19 protein-coding genes are annotated in these 24705 nt (G+C 56.9%); 6 read left to right on the top strand and 13 right to left on the bottom strand.

All coding sequences use genetic code 11. The annotated features are described in order from the left end of the window. Positions 1–13 precede the first annotated feature (13 nt). The 4 genes from H6973_13015 to H6973_13000 all read right to left on the bottom strand — a co-directional run bounded on the left by H6973_13015 (position 14) and on the right by H6973_13000 (position 8678). Positions 14–931 (bottom strand): AEC family transporter, encoded by a 918-nt coding sequence (locus H6973_13015; protein MCP5126509.1) that lies wholly within the window; start codon positions 929–931, stop codon positions 14–16. A 187-nt stretch (positions 932–1118) separates the two neighbouring features. Then, complete coding sequence (locus H6973_13010) at positions 1119–2921, bottom strand: acyl-CoA dehydrogenase C-terminal domain-containing protein (GenBank protein MCP5126508.1); 1803 nt, start codon at positions 2919–2921, stop codon at positions 1119–1121. 118 nt (positions 2922–3039) lie between these two features. Further along, positions 3040–6822, bottom strand: a complete 3783-nt coding sequence (locus H6973_13005) for a translocation/assembly module TamB domain-containing protein (GenBank protein ID MCP5126507.1) — start codon at positions 6820–6822, stop codon at positions 3040–3042. After that, positions 6819–8678 carry an outer membrane protein assembly factor gene (locus H6973_13000; GenBank protein MCP5126506.1) on the bottom strand — a complete coding sequence of 620 codons (1860 nt, stop codon included), beginning with the start codon at positions 8676–8678 and terminating at the stop codon, positions 6819–6821. The genes H6973_13005 and H6973_13000 overlap by 4 nt, the downstream gene beginning before the upstream one ends. Before the next feature lie 146 nt (positions 8679–8824). Between H6973_13000 and cysM the strand changes: the two genes are divergently transcribed. Together cysM and H6973_12990 are read left to right on the top strand one after the other, a co-directional pair. Continuing rightward, on the top strand, positions 8825–9724 hold the full coding sequence (gene cysM, locus H6973_12995; GenBank protein MCP5126505.1) for a cysteine synthase CysM: 900 nt from the start codon (positions 8825–8827) through the stop codon (positions 9722–9724). Between the two features lie 639 nt (positions 9725–10363). Further along, a complete protein-coding gene (locus H6973_12990) occupies positions 10364–14914 on the top strand; it encodes a choice-of-anchor D domain-containing protein (protein ID MCP5126504.1) in 4551 nt (1516 codons plus the stop codon). A gap of 73 nt (positions 14915–14987) precedes the next feature. Here the strand turns inward: H6973_12990 and tnpA are convergent, their stop codons facing one another. Further along, complete coding sequence (gene tnpA / locus H6973_12985) at positions 14988–15422, bottom strand: IS200/IS605 family transposase (protein MCP5126503.1); 435 nt, start codon at positions 15420–15422, stop codon at positions 14988–14990. A 104-nt stretch (positions 15423–15526) separates the two neighbouring features. Here tnpA and H6973_12980 point away from each other — a divergent pair, with 104 nt between their 5' ends. The 3 genes from H6973_12980 (at position 15527) to H6973_12970 (ending at position 18453) form a co-directional block, all read left to right on the top strand. Then, a complete protein-coding gene (locus tag H6973_12980; protein MCP5126502.1) occupies positions 15527–17707 on the top strand; it encodes a choice-of-anchor D domain-containing protein in 2181 nt (726 codons plus the stop codon). 93 nt (positions 17708–17800) lie between these two features. Continuing rightward, positions 17801–18160, top strand: coding sequence for a hypothetical protein (locus H6973_12975; GenBank protein MCP5126501.1), 360 nt, complete (start codon positions 17801–17803; stop codon positions 18158–18160). Beyond that, positions 18157–18453 carry a hypothetical protein gene (locus H6973_12970; protein MCP5126500.1) on the top strand — a complete coding sequence of 99 codons (297 nt, stop codon included), beginning with the start codon at positions 18157–18159 and terminating at the stop codon, positions 18451–18453. The genes H6973_12975 and H6973_12970 overlap by 4 nt, the downstream gene beginning before the upstream one ends. Positions 18454–18463: 10 nt before the next feature. Here the strand turns inward: H6973_12970 and H6973_12965 are convergent, their stop codons facing one another. The 5 genes from H6973_12965 to H6973_12945 form a co-directional block, all read right to left on the bottom strand. Next, on the bottom strand, positions 18464–18976 hold the full coding sequence (locus tag H6973_12965; GenBank protein ID MCP5126499.1) for an OsmC family protein: 513 nt from the start codon (positions 18974–18976) through the stop codon (positions 18464–18466). 86 nt (positions 18977–19062) lie between these two features. Beyond that, positions 19063–19959 (bottom strand): malonyl-ACP O-methyltransferase BioC, encoded by an 897-nt coding sequence (bioC, locus tag H6973_12960; protein ID MCP5126498.1) that lies wholly within the window; start codon positions 19957–19959, stop codon positions 19063–19065. Next, complete coding sequence (gene bioH, locus H6973_12955) at positions 19952–20725, bottom strand: pimeloyl-ACP methyl ester esterase BioH (GenBank protein MCP5126497.1); 774 nt, start codon at positions 20723–20725, stop codon at positions 19952–19954. The genes bioC and bioH overlap by 8 nt, the downstream gene beginning before the upstream one ends. 35 nt (positions 20726–20760) lie before the next feature. Further along, entirely contained in the window at positions 20761–21762 is a 1002-nt protein-coding gene (locus H6973_12950; GenBank protein ID MCP5126496.1) for a GGDEF domain-containing protein, read from the bottom strand. 13 nt (positions 21763–21775) lie between these two features. After that, positions 21776–22204, bottom strand: a complete 429-nt coding sequence (locus tag H6973_12945) for a hypothetical protein (protein MCP5126495.1) — start codon at positions 22202–22204, stop codon at positions 21776–21778. Positions 22205–22494: 290 nt separating this feature from the next. On the opposite strand from H6973_12945, the gene H6973_12940 reads away from it, so the two are divergent. After that, a complete protein-coding gene (locus H6973_12940) occupies positions 22495–23196 on the top strand; it encodes a DUF4336 domain-containing protein (GenBank protein ID MCP5126494.1) in 702 nt (233 codons plus the stop codon). A 101-nt stretch (positions 23197–23297) separates the two neighbouring features. Here H6973_12940 and H6973_12935 read toward each other — a convergent pair whose 3' ends face one another. From H6973_12935 to H6973_12925, 3 genes are all read right to left on the bottom strand, one after another. Then, entirely contained in the window at positions 23298–23867 is a 570-nt protein-coding gene (locus tag H6973_12935) for a hypothetical protein (protein ID MCP5126493.1), read from the bottom strand. Between the two features lie 305 nt (positions 23868–24172). Further along, positions 24173–24361, bottom strand: coding sequence for a DUF2283 domain-containing protein (locus H6973_12930; protein ID MCP5126492.1), 189 nt, complete (start codon positions 24359–24361; stop codon positions 24173–24175). Continuing rightward, positions 24358–24585, bottom strand: a complete 228-nt coding sequence (locus H6973_12925; protein MCP5126491.1) for a DUF4258 domain-containing protein — start codon at positions 24583–24585, stop codon at positions 24358–24360. The genes H6973_12930 and H6973_12925 overlap by 4 nt, the downstream gene beginning before the upstream one ends. Positions 24586–24705 lie beyond the last annotated feature (120 nt).

Raw genomic sequence — 24705 nt, 5'->3', positions numbered from 1 at the left:
TTCGCGATTCATTTTAAACCACCCAAACCAGGATGGCGGGCAACGTCACCAGCGCTAACGCGGTTTCGACGGTGATAATGGCCGCCATGAGCGAGGCGTCGCCGCCCATTTGCCGCGCCAGGATATAAGCGGCGGAGGCACCGGGTAAGGCGGCAAACGTCATCAACACCGCGGTCTCCAGGCGTCCCGGTTGTACGATGAAACACAATAGCGCCATAACCATGGGCAGAACCAGCAGTTTCAACACACTGGCCGTCACCAGTAAACCCGGACGGGATAATCCATCCAGCCGCAATCCCGCGCCTACCGCCAGCAGGCCAAGCGGCAGGGCTGCCCGCGCCAGAATGTCCAGCACCGCTGCCGATCCCCAGGGTAACCCGATCCCGCTGACATTGAGGCCAATCCCGCTCAGACAGGCCAGAATCAGCGGATTCGTGCTCAGACTTCGCGCAATGCCCGCTGCGGTGCATGAACCACTCGTATGGGCGCTGAGCACCAATACGCACAATACGTTGATCAGCGGAATCATGATCGCCATGATCAGCGCCGCCACCGTCACGCCTTCGGCATGGAAGACCGCCAGCACCACAGCCAACCCGACGTAAGTGTTGAAACGAATGGTTCCCTGATAAACCGAAGTAAATGCCGGCCCGTCGACCTTGAGCCAGGGGCGCAGGAGGTAGGCCAACGCCGTCATGATCAATAGCAAGGCGCCGATTACTGTGGCCACTGACCCCACGGCGTAATCGCCCAATCGCGCCAGCGCCAGTCGATGCGCCAACAGCGCGGGAAACAGCAGGAAATAGGTCAGGCGTTCAGCGGCAGGCCAGAATCCGTCGCCGGGAAAGCCCGTCAGCCGCAAGCCCAGACCCAGCAGGATCGAGGCGAAAATTGGCCCCAGCGCGCCGAGAATGAGCGGAAGATTGTTCAAGGATCGGCCTCTTCAAAACCTGAGTCTTTTGCAAAATCCTATTTGACTCTATCATGATTTGGCCGATGATCATTATCGACGGGCGGAATTTCTCCACTACCGAATCAATGACTGGACCCCAACCCGTATTTTGCCCACCTGCCCGATCCGCGCCGCGAGACGCGAAACAAGCGCCACAAACTCCATCTCAAAACACTTCGGCGTCCAACCTCATCAATGAATCCGCACCGGCTTCGATCCGGGCCAGATGGGCCATAGTCTCCGGCAGCACCTTGTCCATGAAGAATCCGGCGCACACCAGCTTGTTCTGGTAAAACCGGCGATCGAAGCTGTCATCATCCGGGTTGGAAAGCTGGTTCTCACAAATACGCGCGACTTGCGCCCATTGATAACCCAGCGCCACCAGCGCCACCATGTATAAATAATCCATCGACACCGCACCGCCATTATCCGGGTTGGAGATGGCGTGGCGCATCAGCCACTGGGTCGCAGTGACCAGGCGTTCCAGCGCCTCGGTCAGTGGTTTCACGAAGGGCGACAGCGCCGCATTGTTCTCATACTTCTCGCAGAAGCCGCCAACCACGGTAAAGAAGAACTGAATCGCGCGGCCCTTGTTAGCCGGCAGTTTCCGCCCGACCAGGTCCAGCGCCTGGATGCCGTTGGCGCCTTCGTAAATCTGCGTAATGCGGGCGTCGCGCACGAACTGCTCCATGCCCCATTGCGCGATGTAGCCATGGCCACCGAAACATTGCAGGCACAAATTCGTAGCAGTGAAACCGGTGTCGGTGAAATAGGTTTTCATCACCGGCGTCAGCAGGCCCAGCAAGTCATCGGCCTTGCGCCGCGTCTCCGGGTCGGGATGCTTGCGGGTAATGTCCACCTGCAAACCGGCCCAATAGGCCAACGCCCGCGCGCCTTCCTGAAAGACCCGAACGGTCATCAACATCCGGCGAATATCAGGATGGACAATGATCGGGTCCGCCGCGAGATCAGGATGCTTGGCGCCGGTCAAAGACCGACCTTGCAGCCGTTCCTGGCAATAGGTCACGGCGTTTTGATAAGCCACGGTTCCCTGACTCAGTCCCTGCACGGCTACACCCAGGCGGGCCGCATTCATCATGATGAACATGGTTCTGAGGCCCTTGTGTTCTTCGCCGAGCAGATAACCGACCGCTCCATCGTAATTCATGACGCAAGTGGCGTTGCCGTGGATGCCCATTTTCTCCTCCAGCGCACCGCAACTCACCGCGTTACGGTCGCCGAGGCTGCCATCGGGATGGACCAGGAATTTGGGGACAATAAACAGGCTGATGCCCTTAACCCCGTCTGGGCCGCCGGGAATGCGGGCCAGCACCAGATGGATGATATTTTCCGCCAGATCGTGCTCACCGGCGGAGATGAAGATCTTGGTTCCGGTAATACGGTAGCCGCCATCCGATTGCGATTCGGCTTTCGTGCGCAACAAACCCAGATCGGTGCCGCAATGCGGCTCGGTCAAGTTCATGGTGCCAGTCCATTGACCGCTGATCATCGGTGGCAGATAGAGATTCTTCTGTTCATCCGAACCGCCGATTTCGATGGCTTCAATGGCGCCGCTGGTCAGGCCGGGGTACATGGTGAACGCCATGTTGGCCGAGGCCATCATTTCGCTGACCGCCAGCCCCAGCACATAGGGCAGACCCTGGCCACCGTGATGCGGATCGCCGATCAATCCGGTCCAGCCGCCATCGATGACCACCTGATAGGCTTCTTTGAAGCCGGTGGGCGTGACCACGCGACCGTTCTCCAACCGACAACCTTCCCGGTCGCCGACCGCATTCAACGGCTGCAAGACCTCCTGACTGAGTTGCGCTGCGCTATCGAGAATGGCGGCGACGGTATCCGGGGTTGCCTCGGCGAAACCGGGAATCAAATCCTGGTAACGGTCGATTTTGAGCAGTTCATGCAGGATAAACTGCATGTCGCGAACAGGTGCGGTATAAGTGGGCATGGGCGTCGTCCTGAGTGATGTTGATCGTTCACCATAACAAAAGCCTAACCCTAAAAATTAGAATAAACATGCTACATTCATGAAGATAGCCAGATTGTGCAAAACACTGCATGGACATTTACCGCTCCCAACTATAGGTTAAGTCAGCGCCATAACCGTCCGCGCTGCTATTGGATTCAAAAGTCAGGCCCTTAAACAGTCGGTACTTGATGTTGATGGTGCTCATCGCGGCGTCCATCAAGCCAACGCCATAACCGACATACAGATCCGGGGTCAGGTACTTACCCAGCGTCAGCGAGGCGTCATTGCCATTGGTTCCGGTATTCAGGTCGACATTATCCAGTCCAACCGCCGTACCCAGACCCTTGGCCAGCACGCCGCCGCCGATGCCCATGGCGCTGGCGGCCTTGAACATCATTGCGGACTCACCGCTACCGCCGTCGTTGGGCGCGCGACCCAGCACCAGGTAGGACAAAATATCGCCCTGGGGCATTGCCGGATCAGAAAACAGGGTCAGTTGCGGCTTCTTGAGCGTACCCTGCACTTGGGCGCCTACAGTGGTGGTGTCGCTAAGTTCGCTGCTAAATTCCCGCGCCACCCGCATGTCCAGCCCCGGATTATCCAGCGGACTGTTGCTGAACAATACCCGGCCTCGTTGAATGTCGATTTCGGTGCCATAAATATCGTATTTTCCAGCGATAATCTCAGCGCTGCCACTGGCGCGCGGAGCCAGTTCCGGGGTCTGCGTGACCAGTACATTGCCTTTGAACTGACCTTGGAAGACCGGCGTATTGACTTTCACATCGTCTCCGAGGATGACCCTTACTTGGGCGAAAATCGCCGGTCCCTTGGCGGCGGGCTTGGCTTGGCCTCCAGCATCTTTGACAATCACCAGATCCTCGGAAGACTTGACGGCGCTGGGACCGCCGTCCATGCCGCCACCCGGACTCAAATAGGCCTTGGGAACGATGATCTGGCCCTCGACCCGCACTTGTTGCCTGGTAATATCCAGCTTCAGGTCCGGGCTGATTTGCACCTGGATATCGCGGGTATTGAACGCCTGGAAATCCTGACCCTGGATGTTCAGGTTGGCTTGCGGTTTCAGTGGATCAATTGCGCCGCTCAGTTTTAACTGTCCCGGTTTGGACTGCACCGAACCGGTCAGTTGCAACGGTCCCTGACCATCGCTGGTCGCGGTGAGCTGCAAGTCCTGGAGAATGAGACCGGCATCAGGAATCGTAGCGCCCGCATTTTCCAGGCGAACTGCGCCGCGCAGCGCCAGTTTGGGCATCGCGCCGGTTACTTTCACATCCGCGCGCACCTGGCCTTTGACATCCTGTATCTGGGGTACGAATACCGAAATCAGGCCCAGGTCGGTGATGGCAGCGTTGACTTTGCCGTTCAGGCGAGCTGCGCCCAGCGGATCTTGAATCTGGGCATCCGCTTGCAGTTGACCGGTTTTCGCCAAATCCAGCTTGACCTGGGCGGTTGCGGTGCGTCCGTCGGTTTGCGCCTGGAAACCGCCGCCGTTGAGGGTGAAGCGCAACGTGCGCCCATCGGCGACCATGCTCAGGTTGCCCGGTGCGATGTCCAGATTCGCCTTGCCCTGAATTGAGCCATTTGGCTTCCCGCTCACGTCCGCCTGAGCGTTGACGTGGGTGGTCAGATTCACGCCCGGTGGAAAAAAGGATTTAAAGCGATCCGGGCGTAAATCCTGGAGTTGTGCGCGACCATTGAAACCGCTCGCGCCATTCCATTGGCCTTGTACACAGAGTCGGGTTGGAGCGCTGGCCAGGCAGGCATTATCCAGCCGGGCTTTTTGCGCCGAAGCCTGAACCGCTACGGCTTTATCCAGACTCCAGGCGCCGGCGACGGTATCCTTGGCGGTCAGTTGCGTGATGCGCCCTTCCCAGACCAGGGCGGGCATTTGCAGCTTGCCGACCAGCGCCAGCGCGAAGCGACCGGGATCTCCAGCAAGTTCGGCTTTCAGTTCATGGGCGTCCGGCGTCCCGCCTCCGTCCAGGTTCACCGTTTTCCAGCGCTGACCGCCCAGCACCAAGCCTTGGCCCGCCAATTTAATTTGGGAACGGTTGACCCCGCCGACATCGACCTTGGCTTCGCCGGTGAGTTGCTGGATTTGCGTTGCGCCTTGTTGCAGGTTGCGCACAGTGAAATTGGCGGCGACCTGTGGGCGGTCGCGGGAACCGCTGAGTTGGCCGGCGCCAGCCACGCTGCCGCTCAGGCCGGGAACCAGCGCTTTCAGTTGCGGGGCATTCAATTTCCAGCGCAAGTCCCAGCGTTGCGTTAACGCTCCTTGTGCCTCCAGTCGCGCTGCGCCCGCGTTCAACTGCAAGGCTTTAATAGTCAGGTCCTGATCCAGCAGGCTGACATCGGCGTTGCCGCTCAGCGCTTGCCCGCTCAAGGTTCCGGTGAACTCTTCCAGCAATACATTCGCGCGCAGTTTACCGTTGAGGCCGCCATCGCTCTTAAGCCGCAGGTTCAACTTGCCGGGGACTTCTTTCCACTGTACGCCGGGATTCAGAGCGTTACCCGCCAGAGTGGCTTGCCAACCGATCTTGGGCGCCCAGCTGGCGTCAACCGTTCCTTCAATCGTTCCCTCCAGCGTCTTGCCAGCTAATTTGACGCCACGCACCGCCTGATCGGAACCTTGGCCGGTCAAATTCCAGCGACCCTGGGGAATCTCCGGTCCTTGCACATCGGCAGCAAGTTGGAACTCGTAATCTTTCGGCGTCCCTTTGGCGGAGAAGTCTCCTTTGGCGCTTTGCACTTGCGCGGGACCGGTCAGGGGCCACACCAGGGATTGCCACTGGCCGCTGGCGTTAAAGCGCAGTTCGGCATACTGAAAATCGCCCTTGGCCTCCAGCGTCAACGGATGATCGGTCGCTGTCAATTTCAACGCATCCAGGCGCACCGCTTTTTCATCGCCAGCGGCGGTAAAGCGCAGCGTAGCGGGACCGATTTCCGGCGCAGTCGCCTTGATTTCACCCTTGCCTTCGAAGCGGGCCATCACTCCTTTCGCATCGACTTGAACATTCAACGGCTTGCCGGCTAAATCGGGGACAAACGGTTTCAGGTCGGCGACGTTCAGCTTGACCTGCGCCGACCAGTCGGGTTCGACCAGCGCTTGCTGAACCTCGCCGGTCAAATCCAGCACGGCTGAGCCGGTGACTCGTTGAGTCAGCTTTAGCTGATCACGCACCGTCCCGCTAACTTCGCCTTGGCCGTCGAAAGTTCCGTAATCGGGCGTGATCGCCTTCCAGGCCAGTTGCAGTTGCAGCGGATAAGCGCCGATCGGGTTTACTTGGCCGCTGAGTCGGACTTCACCCAGCGGGGACTGTGCTTGCAAGACTTCGATGTGAACGCCGTCTTCCTGGGTGCGCACCTTGAGATCGACGGCATTGACTACAATCGGATCAACGCCAGCCGGTTGGATGCGAATCTCGCGGCCTTGCAGGTCGGCGACCGTGATCGCCACTGGCAACTGAACATTGGGCAACGTGAACGGCTCGTCGGACGGCGGCGCTTTTTTACTTGGCGGCAAGCTTAGTTCCAGGCCGCTGAAATGCAGCCGGGTCACGTTCACTGCGAAGTCGAAGAGTTCAGCCGGTCGCCAATCCAGATCAACATTAGCGAGCGCGACTTGCAACGAGCCATCTTCGTAGTGGAATTGTTCGATATGCAGTGGGCCGATCAGCCGACCGCTGGCCTGGTTATAGCTGAGTTGACCGGGCAACACCCGTTGCGCCAGGGACAACAGGCTATTCAGGCCAGTTTCCGTGGAAATGACGAACCCGGCGATAGACAGCGCCAGCAGTAATAGAAACAGAGGGATAGCCGCCACCCAGAACAGGATGCGACGCAGCGTGCGGGCATAACTCACAGGTCAGGTCCAATGCTGAAGGAGAAACGGAACGCATCGCCAGGCGGGCGATCCAGGCCGGAAGCAAAGTCGATGCGCATCGGGCCGACCGGCGAGCGCCAGCGCACCCCGACCCCAACGCCGGTTTTCAAGTTGGGAGATGCGCCATCGAAGGCGTCGCCGGTATCGACAAAAGCCGCTACGCCCCATTCCTTCCAAACCCGATGTTCATATTCCAGGCTGGCGACAAGCAGATTTTTGCCGCCGACTACCGCGCCGTCCGGGTCTGTGGGGCCGATGCTTTCATAGGAATAACCGCGCACTGTCGCGTCGCCGCCGGTAAAGAAACGCAGGGAAGGAGGCAGCTTTTCAAAATTGTCAACGACCGTCGTCCCCAGAGTACCGCGCGCCAAGAGCCGATTATCGTTATTCAGGGCATGGATCCAGCGCAGCTTCACGGTGCCTTGCAAAAAGTTGGTGTCGGACAGTAATGCGGTTGTGGCGCCTTGCAACGTGAAACCGAACAGCAGGCCACGACTGGGATAGATGCGATCATCAGCATCGATCCAGGTCCAGCTCAAACCCGGAATTAACAGCAGCGATTCCTCAGTGTTCGGTCGGTTGCCGATCGTGTATTCATCGTATTGCAAGCCCAGGCTATAGTTCTTCAACCATTTGCCATCTTGCATTTGCAGGCTGCCGCCAATTGTATAGGTTTGATAATCCTTGTTGTCGTCGTTTTGCTTAACGTAGCCGGCAGTGATTGCATATTCATCGGTAACGGGGCTGTCGCCGGGAATCACATATTTGAATCCGATGAGCGATTTAATTTGCGAATAACCCAGTTCGGCTTCGTAATGATGGCCGAGGTGATTGACCCGGCGATCCTCGGTCCGCAGCTTGCCCCGGAAACCAGTGTCCGTGCCGTAACCGATGCCGACGCTGTACTGATGGCGTTTGCCAGACTCCAGATCCACATCCACCGGTGCGATATCGGTTCCAGCGGAGGGCGGCGCATTGACCTCGACCCGGCTGAAATAGGCGGTGTTGCTCAAGTCGGTTTGCAATTTCAGCAACTGATTGACATTGTAGGGATCGCCCGGCTTGAAGCTGGGGTAGCGCGAGAGCAGATCGGGCGACAGAAAATCCTGTTTAAAAGTGATATTACCGAAACGGTAACGTTTCCCGGTATCGTAATGCAGGCGAATCGTTGCGGTATAGGCTTGCAAATCCACGCGAATGGCGCGCTCGGTAAAGCGGGCGTCAAAGTAGCCGCGTTCGGTGGCCAGGGACTCCATAACACTCTTGATCTGCTCATATTTGGGTTGATCGAGCACTTGACCCTGAGTCAGCGGCAGATTGGCCAGCAGGGTTTGAAAGGGCGGATCCTGTGCGCCTTCGCCCAACACTTGCACGTCTAGCTCGGTGATGCGCATGGGTCGCCCTGGTTGAATGCGATAGCGCGCTTCCCAACCGCCGCTGTCAGTCCGCGTCAGCGATGCCTCGATGGTAGGTTCAAAATAGCCAAAGGGTTGCAACGCTTGGCGGATTTCGTCCTCGGCCTGTTTATACAGCCAGTTGAGCCGGATTTCCTCCGGTGCAGGTTTACCAGCAAAACGATTGATGTCCAGAAAGGCCAGTACATTGTTGCGTAATGCGTCGTCTTCCAGGCCATCAATAACCACAGTCAACTTACCCGTCTCAGTCGCCGGAGATTTCGTAGCCGTGGCGCTTGCCGGGTCACTGGAAGGTTCAGGAGCCATCTGTTGCGCGTAGAGCAGTCCGGCTGACAGGAGCAGACAGAGACTGACGAGCGGTGGTCCGACATGGAATAATCGTCTTGGACAGCGGATGAAAAGAGTAATGATTGCGATCACGTGGCGGTCGTCGAATGGAATAAACCAGCAGAAGCGGAAGTGACGCCGGTTTCTTTGAGGTTGGACATTTTATAATTCTTTACCATAGTTGGCGGGCCAAGAAAAAGCCAGCGCCGCAATTTTTTCATACAGGAATTTTACAAACCATGCCAAATCATGTTGATTCTACTCTTGAATCCTTCGTCGGCAATACGCCCTTGGTGCGTCTGCAGCGCCTGCCGGGGCGAACGACCAACCGGATTTTTGGCAAGTTGGAGGGTAACAACCCAGCGGGTTCGGTCAAGGATCGTCCGGCGTTAAGCATGATCCGCCAGGCCGAGGCGCGCGGCGATCTGCAACCGGGCGAAACCCTGATCGAAGCGACCAGCGGCAATACCGGTATCGCCTTGGCGATGATCGCGGCGATGAAGGGCTATCGGATGGTGCTGATCATGCCGGAAAATCAGAGCGCCGAGCGTCGCGCGGCGATGAAGGCGTATGGCGCTGAATTGATTCTGGTCAGCAAGGAAGAAGGCATGGAAGGCGCGCGGGATTTAGCGATGCGGATGCAACAGGAAGGGCAGGGACGGGTGCTGGATCAATTCGCCAATCCCGACAATCCGCTGGCGCATTATCAGACCACTGGCCCGGAAATCTGGCGCGATACTCACGGTCAGATCACACATTTTGTCAGCGCGATGGGGACCACCGGGACGATCATGGGCGTATCGCGCTATCTCAAGGAACAAAATCCTGCGGTGCAAATTATCGGCGTACAGCCGACCGAGGGTTCCTCCATCGCCGGTATCCGCCGCTGGCCGCCGGAATATCTGCCGAAAATTTTTGATCCGGCGCGGGTCGATCGCCTCATGGATGTCAGTCAGGCCGAGGCTGAGGAGGGAACCCGCCGCCTCGCCCAGGAAGAAGGAATTTGCTGCGGGGTGTCGGCAGGCGGGGCAATGGCGGTGGCGTTGCGCTTGTCGGCGAGCGTGGAGAACGCGGTGATCGTGACCATCATTTGCGACCGGGGCGACCGCTATTTGTCCACAGGATTGTTTGCGGGTTGATACTCATGCCTGGCGGATTGGTGAAAATTGGTTGTGCTGAACCAGTACCGAAAACATTGTGGACGAGGAAAGTACGGTATGCACTATGTCAAGGGCAAAATCGCTATCAGATTCGTCCATTCTTTACAGTATTAATCGGTTTTTCGACAAAATTGTCAGGATTTTTTACAATTAAAGGTTGTCTGTTTTGAAATTTTACAGTTAAATTTTAAGCATATATTTTTTTAAGTTATTGAAAACAGATTATTATTTATTTATATGGGTTTCTCAGCGAGTTATTTGGATGTCGACTTTCTTTACAATCCAGATGGCTGAATATATTTTTTTATTATTAATTTTAATAAGTTGCGTTATTGGTTTGTTTTTTGCTCAAAGATAAATCGGTAATTTTAGCGCGTTTATTCTTGAAGCGACCAGCAACAAGAAACAGATAAGAGCGCTGCATTTTGGAAAATATTTTTTATTAGGGGATTCATAATGCTAAAGAAAAAACCATATCCACTGACCGCCTATCAGGCCCCTTGCCAAGCGCGGCGTGAGTCACGGCACGTTAGACGGATCGGCTATTTCTTGATAGGACGTAAATTCTTTCCATTAGCGGTGCGCATACAAAAAGTTATAAAGCATCTGAGAAATACGATGTGTCATTCGGTCAGTCTGCGCCGTAACCTGCCGCGATTGGCGGCGCTGGTTGCGCTGGCGACGCCGGGCGCGCTGACCTGGGCGCAAACCGCAACCTGGCAGGGTGGGACCGGAAATTGGAACAATACGGGCCAGTGGGATACCGGTACGGTTCCAAATTCGACCACCAATGTCCAGGTCGATGGCGGAAAGACCGGGACGGCTTCACTGGTTAATGTCAATGTGACGGCGAATGCCAATACGTTGACCATCGATGCCGGTGATCAGGTGGATATCAACAATGGCCGGCAACTCACGATCAACGGCGCCAGCCTGCTGAATAACGGTACGCTGTCGCTGAGTTCAGCGGGCAGCACGACCACATTACGGATCGGGAACATCACGTTTTCCGGGACGGGTGTGGTTAACTTGAGTAATCAGGCGCAAAACCGGATTACTGGTTCCTCGAGCCTCAGCGTCTTGACCAATGCCGCTGGCCATACGATCCAAGGCTCGGGATCAATCACGCAAGTGGGCTTGAACAATCAGGGCTTGATCGACGCTAATCAATCGGTCCCGTTGACAATCAGCCTGTCGAGCACCGCCCCGACCCGCAGCAACAGCGGCACGCTGCAAGCAAGCAATAGCGGTACGCTGATCATCAATTCGACGACCTTGGACAACACTGGCGGGGTGATTCAGGCGCTGGATGCATCCAAGGTCCAACTGAATAGCAATGTAAGTATCAATGATGGCGTCCTGGACACGGCAGGCACCGGCGTGATCGAGGTTACGAGCGGCGCATACACCTCTTCAGCGCGGTTGGAGGATGTGACCAACCAGGGGCGGATCGAGGTGCAGAACGGACGCGGCCTGACGGTGGCTGGGACGATCACCAATGACGGCACGATCACGCTCAATCCGCAGTCGAGCAGCACCTCCTACCTGCATGTCGATAACGGTGAGACGGCGACCCTGTCAGGTACCGGCGCGCTGGTGATTGCCGGTAACAGCCTACTCAGCAATCGCAGTGGCAACAGCACCCAGGACACGGCGAACGCGATCACGCTGGTCAACGACACGGATCACACGATTCGCGGCGCCGGTGATGGCGGCGCCAGTACGTTGACGATGAACAGCAACGTCACCCTGGACAACCAAGGGACGATTCTGGCGAACAATGGCGACACGCTGAATCTGAGTGGCGGCTTCATCGACAACACGGGGGGGTTGATCCAGGCGCAAGACGGATCAACGGTAGGAATAGCCAGCAACACCCGAATCGCGAATGGCGTCCTGGACACTGATGGTACCGGCGTGATCGAGGTTACGAGCGGCGCATACACCTCTTCAGCGCGGTTGGAGGATGTGACCAACCAGGGGCGGATCGAGGTGCAGAACGGACGCGGCCTGACGGTGGCTGGGACGATCACCAATGACGGGATGATCACGCTCAATCCGCAGTCGAGCAGCACCTCCTACCTGCATGTCGATAACGGTGAGACGGCGACCCTGTCGGGTACCGGCGCGCTGGTGATTGCCGGTAACAGCCTACTCAGCAATCGCAGTGGCAACAGCACCCAGGACACGGCGAACGCGATCACGCTGGTCAACGACACGGATCACACGATTCGCGGCGCCGGTGATGGCGGCGCCAGTACGTTGACGATGAACAGCAACGTCACCCTGGACAACCAAGGGACGATTCTGGCGAACAATGGCGACACGCTGAATCTGAGTGGCGGCTTCATCGACAATACCGCTGGGCAGATACGGGCAGCCCAGGACTCCACGCTGACGTTTAGCGGTACGGCTATCGATAACACCGGCGGTCTAATTCAGGCGGAGACCGGCGGTCAGGTAGGGCTTGGAAGCAATGCATCCATTCTCGGCGGCACCCTGAACACAGCAGGCACCGGCGTGATCGAGGTCACGAGCGGTTTCTACACCAGTTCAGCGCGGCTGGAGGATGTGACCAACCAAGGGCAGATCGAGGTGCAGAGCGCACGTGGCCTGACGGTGGCTGGGACGATCACCAATGACGGCACGATCACGCTCAATCCGCAGTCGAGCAGCACCTCCTACCTGCATGTCGATAACGGTGAGACAGCGACCCTGTCAGGTACCGGCGCGCTGGTGATTGCCGGTAACAGCCTACTCAGCAATCGCAGTGGCAACAGCACCCAGGACACGGCGAACGCGATCACGCTGGTCAACGACACGGATCACACGATTCGCGGCGCCGGTGATGGCGGCGCCAGTACGTTGACGATGAACAGCAACGTCACCCTGGACAACCAAGGGACGATTCTGGCGAACAATGGCGACACGCTGAATCTGAGTGGCGGCTTCATCGACAACACGGGGGGGTTGATCCAGGCGCAAGACGGATCAACGGTAGGAATAGCCAGCAACACCCGAATCGCGAATGGCGTCCTGGACACAGCGGGTACCGGCGTGATCCAGATCACGAGCGGTTCCTTCACCAATTCGGCGCGCTTGGAAGATGTGACCAACCAAGGGCAGATTGCGGTGCAAAATAGCCGAGGCCTGACAGTGGCCGGTACGCTCACCAACGACGGGACGCTCACGCTGGGTTCCGGCACGGGCACGGGCTACCTGCATGTCGATAACGGTGAGACGGCGACCCTGTCGGGTACGGGCGCGCTGGTGATCGGGGGCAATGCGTATCTTATTAATCGCAGTGGCAACGGCACCCTGGACGCTGCGAACGCGGTCACGCTGGTCAACGACACGGATCACACGATTCGCGGCGCCGGTGATGGCGAGACTCATGAGCTGAGGCTGTACTACAGCAACGTCACCCTGGAAAACCAAGGTACGATCCTGGCTCACGGTGGCGACACCCTCAATATCACTGGGGGCGGCGTCTTCACCAGCACCGGCACAGTGCGCGCCACCGACAACTCCGCCATCGAATTTGGCTCCTCCGTAACCCAGAGCAACAATCAGGCGGGCGTCCTCACCGACGGGCGCTGGGAAGCGGTCTCCACCGGCAACGGCGCAACCATCGCCCTGCGCGGCGACGCCATCACCGACAACGCCGCCGAAATCGTCTTAAGCGGCGCGGGTTCCGTGATTGGCGTGCGGCCCGGCACCTCGACCACGCAACTCACCACCCTCGAAGACAGCCTGACCACGAATCAGGCCACCGGCGTACTGCGCATCGTCGATAACCGCGACTATACCACCAGCAACGACCTGACCAACGCCGGGGTCATCCAACTCGGTGGCGGCACGCTGGACGCCAACAGCCTCACCAATACCGACACCGGTGTACTCACCGGCCACGGCACGGTCACCCCGCGCCCGGTCAACAGCGGACTGATCGAAGCCACCGGCGGCACGCTCGCCATGACCGGCGGCATTCAGGGCGGCAGCGGCACGGTGACGATCCAACCCGATGGCGCGTTAGACCTCAGCGCCGCCACTCAATCCAGTAGCGCCGATTTCCTGAACCATCAGGGCACAGCCCCCGACAGCCTGAACCTGGGGAACAATGACTTCGTCGTTTTCAAGGACTACACCAACGCCAATAGCGGGACCGGCAACAGCTTTGACGCCCGCGCCAACGTGACCGGAACTGGCCAGATCATCGGCGAGAACGCCGACCTGACCATCACCGGCGCGGTGACGCCATCCGGGTCGAACACTGTCACCCTCGATCTCGGCAATGTTCGCGGTGAAACCTCCACCACCGTCGACTACCAGATCGCCAATACCGGAACTGGCGCAGACATTCGCGGTGCCGTGCAGACGGCGGCGGGAACAGGGAACATCACCGACGCAAGACTCTCCGGCAGCGGCGTCACGGCCCAGAATTTCGGCCCTGTTGAAGCCGGGACAGACAGCGGCAACTTGTCCGTAACCTTCACCGCCACCAGCGGCGGCTCTCTGAACGGCCAAACCATCGGCGTGGTCAGCAACTTCGACAACGTCGCCGGGCAGACCATCGAAATCACCGGCATGGCCACCGCACTCGCCCAAGGCAACGCCACGCCCGCGCCCGGCCCGGTCAATCTGGGCAATTTCCGGGTAGGTCAGGATGGCGTTTCTCAGGACTTCGCCGTTGAAAACACCACCAGCGGCTCCGGCGCGGAACAGCTCGGCATCGGTACCGCCACCACTACCGGCAACTTCGCCGCCAGCAATAACCTCGGCGCGGGCCTGATCAACGGCGGAACGACCCAGGCCAATGCCCTGAGCGCCTCCGTCAGCAATGGTCAGGCCGGGGTGAATACCGGCTCTCTGGACATTCAGTACACCACCGACGGCACGCAGACCGACGCCTCGTTCACCGCGATCAACAGCAACACGCAAAGCATTGCGCTAACCGCCACCGGCTTCAACATGGCCGAGGGCAGCGCAAGTCCCGATCCGGTCGTGATCGCCAACCAGCGGGTCGGCGGCGCGGAGAGTCAGACGCTCACTGTCGCTAACACCGCACCGACCGGCGCGTTCACCGAGGGACTTAACGCCAGCTTCGGCGCCAATAGCGGCGATGCTGTCAGTAAAGAAACCACCCGCAAAGCGGGTGGTTTTGGTTAACCCCTAAAAGGGGATAGTCTGCCTTGCCCCCTGAGGAGGCAAGGGCGTCGTCCCCACAGGATGGGTTCTCACTTTAGAAATCGAAACCGCGCTGTTCGGCGTCTCTTTCCTTACGCTCTTGATACCGCACATACTTGCGAATCTTCTCGACATCCAGTCCTATCGTATCCACACAGTAGCCGCGCGCCCAAAAGTGGTTGCCCCAATAGGGTCTCCTTTTCAGTTCGCAAAACCGATTGAAGACCCGAATGGCCGTCCGCCCCTTCAGCGTTCCCACAAAGTTAGAAATCGACAACTTCGGCGGAATCATCACCAACAGATGAACATGATCCACCTGGATATTTAATTCAACAATTTCCACTTTTTGATAGTCCGAAAAGGCGTGAATACATCGCGATACCTCTTCTGCAATGTGCCCTGTGAGGACTCGATACCGGTATTTCGGAACCCAAACAATATGATACTGGCAGTGCCAGATCGTATGTGATAACTTTCTGAATCGACTCATGGTCAGTACTCCTCTCGATCTGTTGTGGGGACAACAAACCGTAGTAGTACCCCATGAGTCGATCAACTGGCAAAGCCGTTGATCTCTGACCACGCCCTAAGGGCGTGGTTTTCTACGTTGTTAATAACGGTGGGAGCATCGATCTGCTGGCGGGCGGCGGCAGCGACAGCACGTCATTAACAGTCGGCGTCGATACCTCGGCGGCGGGCGCCCGAACCGGAACCGTCACCCTGAATTACCAAACAGACGGAACCGGCACGAGCGGCTTGGGAACGTTGGATGTCGGCAGTCAGACAATCGCAGTGTCAGGCAACGTCTTTCAGGTCGCCGAAGGCAATCTGAATGTCGCCAGCTACAACTTCGGCACGGTGCAAGTCGGCCAGACCGTGAACCAGGCGCTGTCGATCAGCAACATCGCCACCGGCCCGGTGGGCTTCGTCGAAGACCTCAATGCCCGCTTTGGCGGAACCAGCGGCCAGGGCGCAGGCCAGATCAGCGGCAGCGGCAGCATCACCGGCCTGGCTGCTGGCGGCACCGACGCCAGCAGCATGATGGTCAGCGTCAATACCGCCAGCGCCGGAACCATCAACGGCGCCATCGCCGTCAATTACTTCAGCGCCGGCACGGTGAACGGCGTCAGTAACGGCCTTGGCGAACTCGCGGTCGGCTCGCAAAACTTTGGCGTCAATGGTCTGATTGAAGCCACCGCTACGGTGATTGACGCCGCCAATCCGGTGATCAACACCGTGCAGCCGATTAATCTTGGCAACGTGCGTCAAGGCGCAACCTCTCCCACCGCGTTCGTCAGCGTCACCAACCAGGCGACCGGAAACGATCAGGCGGCGCTCAACGCCACCATCAGCGGCAACGCCCCGATCACCGCCAGTGGCGGGTTCAACTTGCTTGATCCCGGTCAGACCAATGCGAGCAGCTTGCAAGTCGGCCTGAATACGGCGACAGCTGGCGCGGTCAATGGCACGGCGACGCTCAACTTGGTGTCCGACGCCAGCAACATCGGCAATTGCGCGCCCAACTGTGAAATGACGCTGGCGTCACAAAATGTGCAAGTCACTGGGGCGGTCTATCGCCTGGCCAACCCGGAAATCGACACGCCGACGATCATCCTGGCCGCCCGTGTCGGCGATGCCGCGCCAACAGCCAACGTCGGGGTCGCTAATGTCTCGCCCGACGCCTTTACCGAGGGACTGGACGCCACGATTGGCGGAACTACCGGCCCGTTCTCAACCAGTGGCGCAATCAACAATCTCGCGGCGGGCGGCAGTGATGCGGCCAGCCTGCAAGTGGCCCTCGACACCAGCACCGCCGGCAGCTTCAACGACAACGCCACGGTTGCTTTCGTCTCCACCGGCGCAGGCACGACCGGCGCCGCGGACCTGTCCGTCGGTAGTGGCGATGTCGCGCTCACTGGACGGGTCTATACCTCGGCAGACCCCGTCGTGGCGACCAACATCATCGACTTTGGCATCGTCCATGTGGGCGATTTCGCCGAGCAGGCGCTCCAGGTCTTGAACAACGCCGATTTGACCGGACTCAACGATACCCTGGCGGCCAGCCTCCTGGATGCCAGCGGCCCATTCTCCGCCAGCGGCAGTTTCGCCGGCCTGGGTGCGCAGCAATCGGATAGCGCCTCGCTGGTAGCGGGTCTGGATACCAGCAACGCTGGCGTCTTTAATGGCAACGCAACGGTCAAACTGGCCTCGCAGAACCCTGATCTCGCCGACCTGGTGTTCGACGATGTCTCGGTCAGTTTACTCGGGACGGTTAACAACTACGCGAATCCCCTCTTCGCGTTGAATTCGGGCCTGGGCGCTTTGAGCATGTCCGGACTCGATTTCACGATCGACTTGGGTTCGCTGTTTAACGACTTTGGCTCTGTCAACACCGGACTCAGCTTCAGCAACGCTGTTGCCGGTCCGGCTGATCTGCTGCGCGGCAGCTATGACCTGACGGGCGTCAGTACGCCGTTCACGCTGAGCGGGTTTGGCGACTTTGACAATCTGGTGGCCGGCGATACGATCAGCGGCCTGAGCTTCGCCTTTAACACGGCGGATCTCGGCCTCGGCAGCTTCCAGGAGACGATTACCCTGACCGCGTTTGGCTTCAACGCCAGCGGCTTCCAGCAACAATTCGACATCAATCTCAACTTCCGGGGTCTGATCCAGGATCGTGATGCTACCTCGGTCGACGAACCGCCGATGTTGTTGCTGATGCTGTTCGGGCTGGCGGGCCTTTATGGTCGTCTGCGCCTGCGGCGCGTGAATTAAGCTCGACAACGATCAGGCGCGCCTGATAACCGCTCCACCTCGATGTCGGGGTGGAGCCGTTTTTTCGTCTATCAATTAAGCGAGAACTTCTAAATGGATCATCGATTCCGTTATTGGATGCTGACTGCGCTGGCCGGTGTTTCCCTGGTGCTGGTGCTGGTCAACATCCTGTTGTACGACCGTAACCGCAATTTGCAAGCCGATATAGCGAACCGCAATCTCTACATTCAGCAAAGCCTGCAATTTGAGAACATTTATCAACCGCTGCTGCGCACCCTGGCGGATTTATCCGTTCGGCATAACGATGTCCAGTTGCGGGCATTACTGGCTGCGCAAGGTATTACAGTGAATGTAGCGTCACCGGCGCCAGCCCCCGACAAGCCTGTCGAATCCACTGAGTCCACCCAGTCCACTGAGTCTACCGAAGCTGCAAACAAAAAGGACAAGTCATGAAAGACGCGCCACAACGACCCCGGCCAGAACGCACTCTGTTTTTACCATTGGCCCTCTTTATGACCGCTTGGCTATTATGGACCGGCTTTCAGTCCGTGCAGTTGCTGCGTGAGCGCAGTAACCTGCAAACCCTGTACGCGAACCAGGAGCAAACCGTCCAGACTGCCCAGAAGATGCGTCAGCAACTCGACGCGCTGGCAGCGGGTACTCGGCGTCTGGCCAATGCTGGCCATCCTCATGCAACAGCGATTGTACAAGAATTGGCGCGTCGCGGCGTCAAGATCAATCCTTAAAGACTGTAAATCAAGCTATGTCGCGCTGGCAAGTCACTGACAAGGCGGGTGAGTGAGCCAGCGTTTGGTACACCACACAGTACCGCTCGGTCAGGCGCAGCAGGGTGTTCAATTGTTCTTCGGAAGCATCGGTGTCGAGAGTGATCTGTAACCGGATATTTTTAAAACCGACGGGCGTTTCCTTGGACAGACCCAGGGTGCCTCGGAAGTCGAGGTCGCCTTCCGCCTCAAGCATTGCGTCGCGCAGTTTGATCTCCAGTGCAGTGGCTACGGCGTTCAACGTCACTCCGGCGCAAGCGACGAGCGCTTCCAGCAACATATTGCCTGAACAGGCGCTGAGGCCATCGCCGCCAGTGGCAGGATGCAATCCAGCCACCACTGGCGCCTTGCCCGTCTCAACCTTGCAGACAACCCCTTCACCGAGACGACCTTGGGCGCGCAGCCTGATCAACGCGGCATCGGGAGCCTCGCGGTAACGTTCTTTCAGCGGACCCTGGATTGATCGTAACGCTTCAGCATTCATCAACTTCTCCTCGTAAACAGGCGCGTGTGTTCCGTTGAGTATATTCTCGTTATGTTAGCGAATATAGCTGTTTAGCCAGTAGAAGTTCATGAATTGCGCCGGCGCAATTGTGACAAGGGAAAGACCGCTGGACCTTGATCCCAGGGACGGGACGCGCTCAAAGTCGGCCCCCAGGCGTGGCCATAAACGACTTCGCAGCTGACCGGCAGCAATCCATCCGAACGGCGGTGCTGCTCATAGGCTTCCCGCACTGCTTGCCACCGTTTCCGGCTCATCAGACCCGTAGGGCGCCCCCGCGTTACATTGCGCGCGCCCAAGGCTTTGAGATCGCGCGCTAAACCGTCCATCTCGGAATAGGTTAGAGTGAGCCGCTCGACATCCATCACCGGTTCCGCCAACCGCGCCCGCAACAAGGCATCGCCAATGTCATGCATGTCGAAGAAGGCGTTAACATGGTTGTAACCATCGCTGGCGGCAACCCAACTGCGGCGGAGTTCGACCAGGGTATCCGGGCCAAGAGTGCTGAACAACAGCGCTCCACCGGGTTTCAGCACCCGGCGAAATTCCGCCAGCGCCTGATCCAGTTCAGTCACCCAGGGCAGCGCCAGATTGGAAAAGATCAGATCGCAACTGGCATTGGCCAACGGCAACGCTTCGGGTTCGCCGGTCAAACCGTACAGGGTGCGGAACCAGGGCTTCCGTTTACAGGCTTTCGCCAACATAGCTGGCGCCCGCTCCAAACCGATTACTCGCGCCCTACGGTATTTCTTCATCAGAGCCAAGGTGATAACGCCGGTTCCACATCCGACGTCGAGGATAAGCTGCGGTTGCAGTTTGATCAGGTCCAGACGCTCCAGCAAGCGCCCGCCCACTTCACGATGCAGAAACGCCGCTTCGTCGTAATCCGCCGCCGCCCGCTCAAAAGCGCGCCTTAACTGATTTCGGTCGGGCGCAAACAGCAAGCCTTCACGGTCGTCATGCATCGAGAAACGCCCGTAGTTCAGTAATAAATTCCGGCAGGTGCGCGAAGAATGGCGCGTGTCCAGCCCGGGGGAATACCCGCAACCGAGCGTCCGGCAACTGTTGCAGCATCGCCTCTCCGGTTTTCGCCGGAACCAGTTGATCACGCTGTCCCATTAGGAGCAGGGTTGGGCAAGCGATTTTTGCTAAGCTGGCGCGCAGATCGCTGGTTTCCAGAATCGCCAATCCATCCTCCAGAGCCGCTACCTCGGGTTCGCCGTGTTGGAATAGCATGGCCTTGAGTTGCCTCAACTGGGCGCTGGCCTTGTCGCTGCCGTGAACTTCCAACGCGATGAAGCGCTTGAGCACTACCCGGTAATCTTCGCGCAACTCCTCAGCGAAGCGCTGTAAAACCGACCGGGCGATGCCTTGTGGCCAATCGGGGCGCTGGATAAAGCAGGGCGTACTGTTGACCAGCGCCAGTTGGCGGACCCGCGCCGGGTCTGTCAAGGCGACCTGCTGGGCGATCAGTCCTCCCAGCGACCAACCGACCCAGGCCGCTCGCGCAGGCGTTGCCGCAATCACGGCTTTTGCCCAATCGTCCAGGGTGTGACCTACTTCGGAGCCTCCCCGGCTGTAACCGTGGCCCGGCAAGTCCAGCACTGTGACCCGGTAGTGATCCACCAAGCTTTCGGCAACATCCTCCCAGACGCCAGAATGCATGCCCCAACCATGCACCAACACGACATCCGGGCCTGCGCCAGCAGTGTGTGTATAGAGCGTAAACATTCACCTCCTTCCTTTGTTAAATGAGGGGGAATAAATTAACAACAGCCGACATCCGGCACTGCGTTCTGCTCGGCGACCACCGACTGCGTGACCCGGTTGCGGCCTTCCTTTTTGGAGCGATAAAGAGCTTGATCGGCGCGCCGCATGAAATCGCTGCTCTCTTCATCCCGGTCCAGCATCGCTACGCCGAAACTGGCGGTCACTCGCCCGATCTGTCCCACGAGCGGTTGGGACTCTAACTGCTGGCGGATGCGCTCCGCGCAAGCGACCGCGTTCTCCAAGGAAATATCCGGCAACAGAATGACAAATTTCTCACCGCAGAGACGCGCCGCTAGGTCGCTTTGCCGGCAATGCTCGCGCAATAACAACGCAAAGCGTTTCAACACTTCATCGCCCAGGGCATGACCGTGATGATCGTTGACATCCTTGAAATGATCTATATCGGTAATCAGAAGACACAATAAATGATGGTAACGCTGGCTGCGCTCGACTTCAGCCGTCAGCGCTTCATCCAGTCGCTGCTGGTTGCCGACGCCGGTCAGCGAATCAGTCTGCATCAATTCCCGGATCGTCGCCTCATTGCGTTTCAGTCCCCGGCTCGCTCGCAGTAATTGACGCTGGGTCTCCGCCAGTTCCTCGTTAAGCTGCATCACCGTAGCGCCCAGCATCTCTAAGCCTTCCACATCATATTCAGCCGCCACCAGCAACCGCCCCTCTTGCCAGCGATAAATATGTCCTTGCAGAGAACGGCAAGGCTGATCCTCAAGAGCGACGTTCAGAATGCCACGGTATAGCAACAACGCACCGCCATGATATGGCACCAGCGCCTGTACATCTTCCAAGCGTGGGTTGACGAACAGCGAACGGACATTCCAGGGCTGGCCAGAGGCTTCCAGCAGCGGCACCAGTCGCAGAAAGCTCCGGTTAGCAGCCAGCACGTTGCCATTTTCATCAAGCAGCGCGATGACTACACTGCCCAGTTCCTGCAGAAACGGCGGTAATCCGATATCTTCCAGGGAACAAACCAGGCCATTCATACAGAAAAGTCTGCTAAATGAGTGCGCCAAGCAGGGGATGTCCTTGGTCATCCAGAGGAATATCGACCCATTCATCCCGGTAAATCCGGCGTAGATCGAGAATGGACCAGGGAATCAGAATCAGCGCCGCCACAATCCAGGCCAACAAATGCCACCACCACCCACCACCGGGGATAAAAGTGGCAATGACAATAAAAAATCCCGTAATCCCGTAAAATCGATAAGCTGCCTGTTGAGTATAGTGGCCTACCTTGGGATTCGGGTGATGGCGATTCATGGCGTAGACCAGCATCGATGCGCCAAACCAGAAAATCAGCAGCGGAAATGGAATCAAAATAGCGATCACATTGCCATAATTCATCAGGGTAGAGGCCCGTTTAGCGGAGGACCCACGGGCGATCTTGCCCAGCACGGTGTCTTCGCTCTGTTCAGGAATATGCATAATTCTAATCCTTAGCTTATGGAAACAATAAGTTCAGACAGTTTTTGAAGGGGTACGGTCGGGTAGCGGCACCGAATTATTTTCGGATAAGGCGAAGGAGCAAACCCAAGCCGAATCCGGGGGATGACCGATGCCGCTGCTCGGAAGTGTACTGTCGAATTTGAAATTGAGCCAACCGTTTCAGAATTTTCTGAACAGGTTGTTGCCCCTGCTGTCGATCGTCCTTGGGCAGGCGACGTCTCGTCATCTTTTGTTTGGAAGTCAATTCGCACAATTCTGAGAACAAATCAATGGATCATTTAACTGAATATGTAAAGAATCAAATATGGTTACTTGAATATCCAGTCCGATTTGGAGGAATGGATTTATTTGGGCGCACTACAATTCTGAGGTTGGAAAACGGAGAATTAATGATTCACGATCCTTGTAAAATCTCCAATTCAGTTAAAAGACAAATTGATAAAATTGGGGTCGTAAAGTACATAATCGCGCCTGGTTATTATCATCATTTATTCGTTAAAGACTTCCAAGAGAATTATCCCACTGCAGAAACATTCTTATGCTCAGGATTAGAGAGAAAGCGGCCAGATATTAAGTTTGAATGGATTCTCGGAAATAAGCCAGACCATAGATGGGAAGATACTGTTGACCAAGTCATGGTGCATGGAACGAAGTACATGTGGGAAGTGGCTTTTTTCCATAAGCCATCCCAGACGCTTATTCTCGTTGATTTACTTGAAAATATCGGAGACGATTATAGACACAAAGCGGGTTTATTGCTGCAGTTCTGGTGGAAAGTAATCTTTAGAATGTGGAACAATCCAAAGGCTGCGCCTGAATATCAAATGGGCTGGGGAAATAAGGCGGCAGTAAAGATCGCCTTAAAAAAAATTCTTAGTTGGGACGCGAAAAGAGTGATTATCGCACATGGTGAGAATATAGAAGAACATGTAAGAGAAACACTTGCAAGGGCATGGGAAAAGTTGCTATAGCGGTCCTCTACAGATGAGCCGAATTTCACAAGAACCCTCGAAGAACCATTTTTACCCATACTTTTAAATTCAATAGCCTTGTATAGGGCTATTCTATTCGGCTACCACGCTCGTGGAGTAAAGGCCGAATCATTCTGAATCGTGGCGGAATCGCCCGTGGCCCGGATGCTGAACAGTCCGCGCTTGATCGCCATCGCCTCGACGCTGGCGTCCGCCGTGAGCCACGCCATCGCGCCATAAATCCGGTTGTGGGCATACCGGGGTAGCCATTCCTTGAGATGATCCAGTTTGCTCAGGAAGGTTTTCACATCGTCCGGGCGCAACGTCGTTTTGACTTCCACCACTACGATCTCATCGCCATTATGGGCAATAATGTCGAACTCATAGTTTCCGCCGACCGGGTGGCGGCCCTTGATGCGGCTGGTAGTGTCGGTGATGGCAATCCCTCGGGCCACCAGCAGGTTCACCAGATCCCCCTCGACCAGCGATTCCATCAGCCGGCCCCATTGACTGGTGAACAGCGCTTCAAGGGCTTTAGTGGCTTGGGATTGCTCTTTCAACAATCGCTCGGTCTCTTGAAACTTTTGGTCGGTCTCCTGGAATCGTTCTTTGAGCAACCGATCCGTTTCCTGAAACTTCCGATCCGTCTCCTGGAATCGTTCTTTGAGCAACCGATCCGTTTCCTGAAACTTCCGATCCGTCTCCTTTTGCGCGTCCAGCAATTCCTTAATACCTCGGTTCGTGTCCTGAAACTTCCGATCCGTCTCGCGGAACAATTCTAAAATCTCTTCATAAGTTGTTGCCATCGTCATTCTCTCTTCCACTCAATGTGAACAGTATACGCCGTATCGCACCTCCATAAAAAATCACCCCAGTCTCCCAGCACAGTTCATCTACTCTCGTTCTCTGTTCCCTTCTTTGAAAAAGGGGGTCGGGGGGATTTAGTTGCCAAAAAGAGACTTCACAACCTACGAAGCTACGCAGCTTTTTTTACAGGCTCAAGCGTTGCGCGTTTGCTGATATGCAGAATTTCGATCCCCATCAGGCGTCCTTGTTCGTCAAAGTCAGCAATAATCCCTGCTTGTATCGGTTCGGATCGCTCTACATGGCCTTCAATCAATTCAAGATAAGCGGCATCTGCTTGGGGATCAAATTCAATTTTCATAGATCCTTCACCTCATTATCAAAATAGGCAGTCACAACCACATGGGGATTAGCGGTTTCGTTGTAGATGACACGCAAGACACGAAAACCTCGTTCAGCAATAGGCCGCAGAACATGCACCACGTTTCCATCATCAAGATCAGATTCTATCCTTGCCGGATATTCTAAAGCGTCTTTAATCCATTCCAGGTTAATTTGACGTTTTAAAATCCGCCTTTCGTGCATGGTCGGTCAATACAAAATCCATGTTAATAATCCACAATTCTTTGGATAGAAAGTAACCGTTCAGCCCCCCCTTTGAAAAAGGGGGGCTGGGGGGGATTTTGTGCAATAGACCGCAACCTC

The sequence above is a fragment of the Gammaproteobacteria bacterium genome (genome assembly GCA_024235095.1).
GTDB lineage: Bacteria > Pseudomonadota > Gammaproteobacteria > Competibacterales > Competibacteraceae > UBA2383.
The sequence above is the reverse complement of the archived record's forward strand: the minus strand, read 5'-3'. Positions and strand labels throughout refer to the sequence as shown.

Coding starts and splice junctions, on each gene's coding strand:
- bioH (MCP5126497.1), bottom strand. CDS start 20,725: ATGTTTACGCTCTATACACACACTGCTGGCGCAGGCCCGGATGTCGTG.
- H6973_12930 (MCP5126492.1), bottom strand. CDS start 24,361: ATGAAAATTGAATTTGATCCCCAAGCAGATGCCGCTTATCTTGAATTG.
- H6973_12970 (MCP5126500.1), top strand. CDS start 18,157: ATGAAAGACGCGCCACAACGACCCCGGCCAGAACGCACTCTGTTTTTA.
- H6973_13010 (MCP5126508.1), bottom strand. CDS start 2,921: ATGCCCACTTATACCGCACCTGTTCGCGACATGCAGTTTATCCTGCAT.
- cysM (MCP5126505.1), top strand. CDS start 8,825: ATGCCAAATCATGTTGATTCTACTCTTGAATCCTTCGTCGGCAATACG.
- bioC (MCP5126498.1), bottom strand. CDS start 19,959: ATGCATGACGACCGTGAAGGCTTGCTGTTTGCGCCCGACCGAAATCAG.
- tnpA (MCP5126503.1), bottom strand. CDS start 15,422: ATGAGTCGATTCAGAAAGTTATCACATACGATCTGGCACTGCCAGTAT.
- H6973_12940 (MCP5126494.1), top strand. CDS start 22,495: ATGGATCATTTAACTGAATATGTAAAGAATCAAATATGGTTACTTGAA.
- H6973_12965 (MCP5126499.1), bottom strand. CDS start 18,976: ATGAATGCTGAAGCGTTACGATCAATCCAGGGTCCGCTGAAAGAACGT.
- H6973_12990 (MCP5126504.1), top strand. CDS start 10,364: ATGTGTCATTCGGTCAGTCTGCGCCGTAACCTGCCGCGATTGGCGGCG.
- H6973_12975 (MCP5126501.1), top strand. CDS start 17,801: ATGGATCATCGATTCCGTTATTGGATGCTGACTGCGCTGGCCGGTGTT.
- H6973_12950 (MCP5126496.1), bottom strand. CDS start 21,762: ATGAATGGCCTGGTTTGTTCCCTGGAAGATATCGGATTACCGCCGTTT.
- H6973_12925 (MCP5126491.1), bottom strand. CDS start 24,585: ATGCACGAAAGGCGGATTTTAAAACGTCAAATTAACCTGGAATGGATT.
- H6973_12945 (MCP5126495.1), bottom strand. CDS start 22,204: ATGCATATTCCTGAACAGAGCGAAGACACCGTGCTGGGCAAGATCGCC.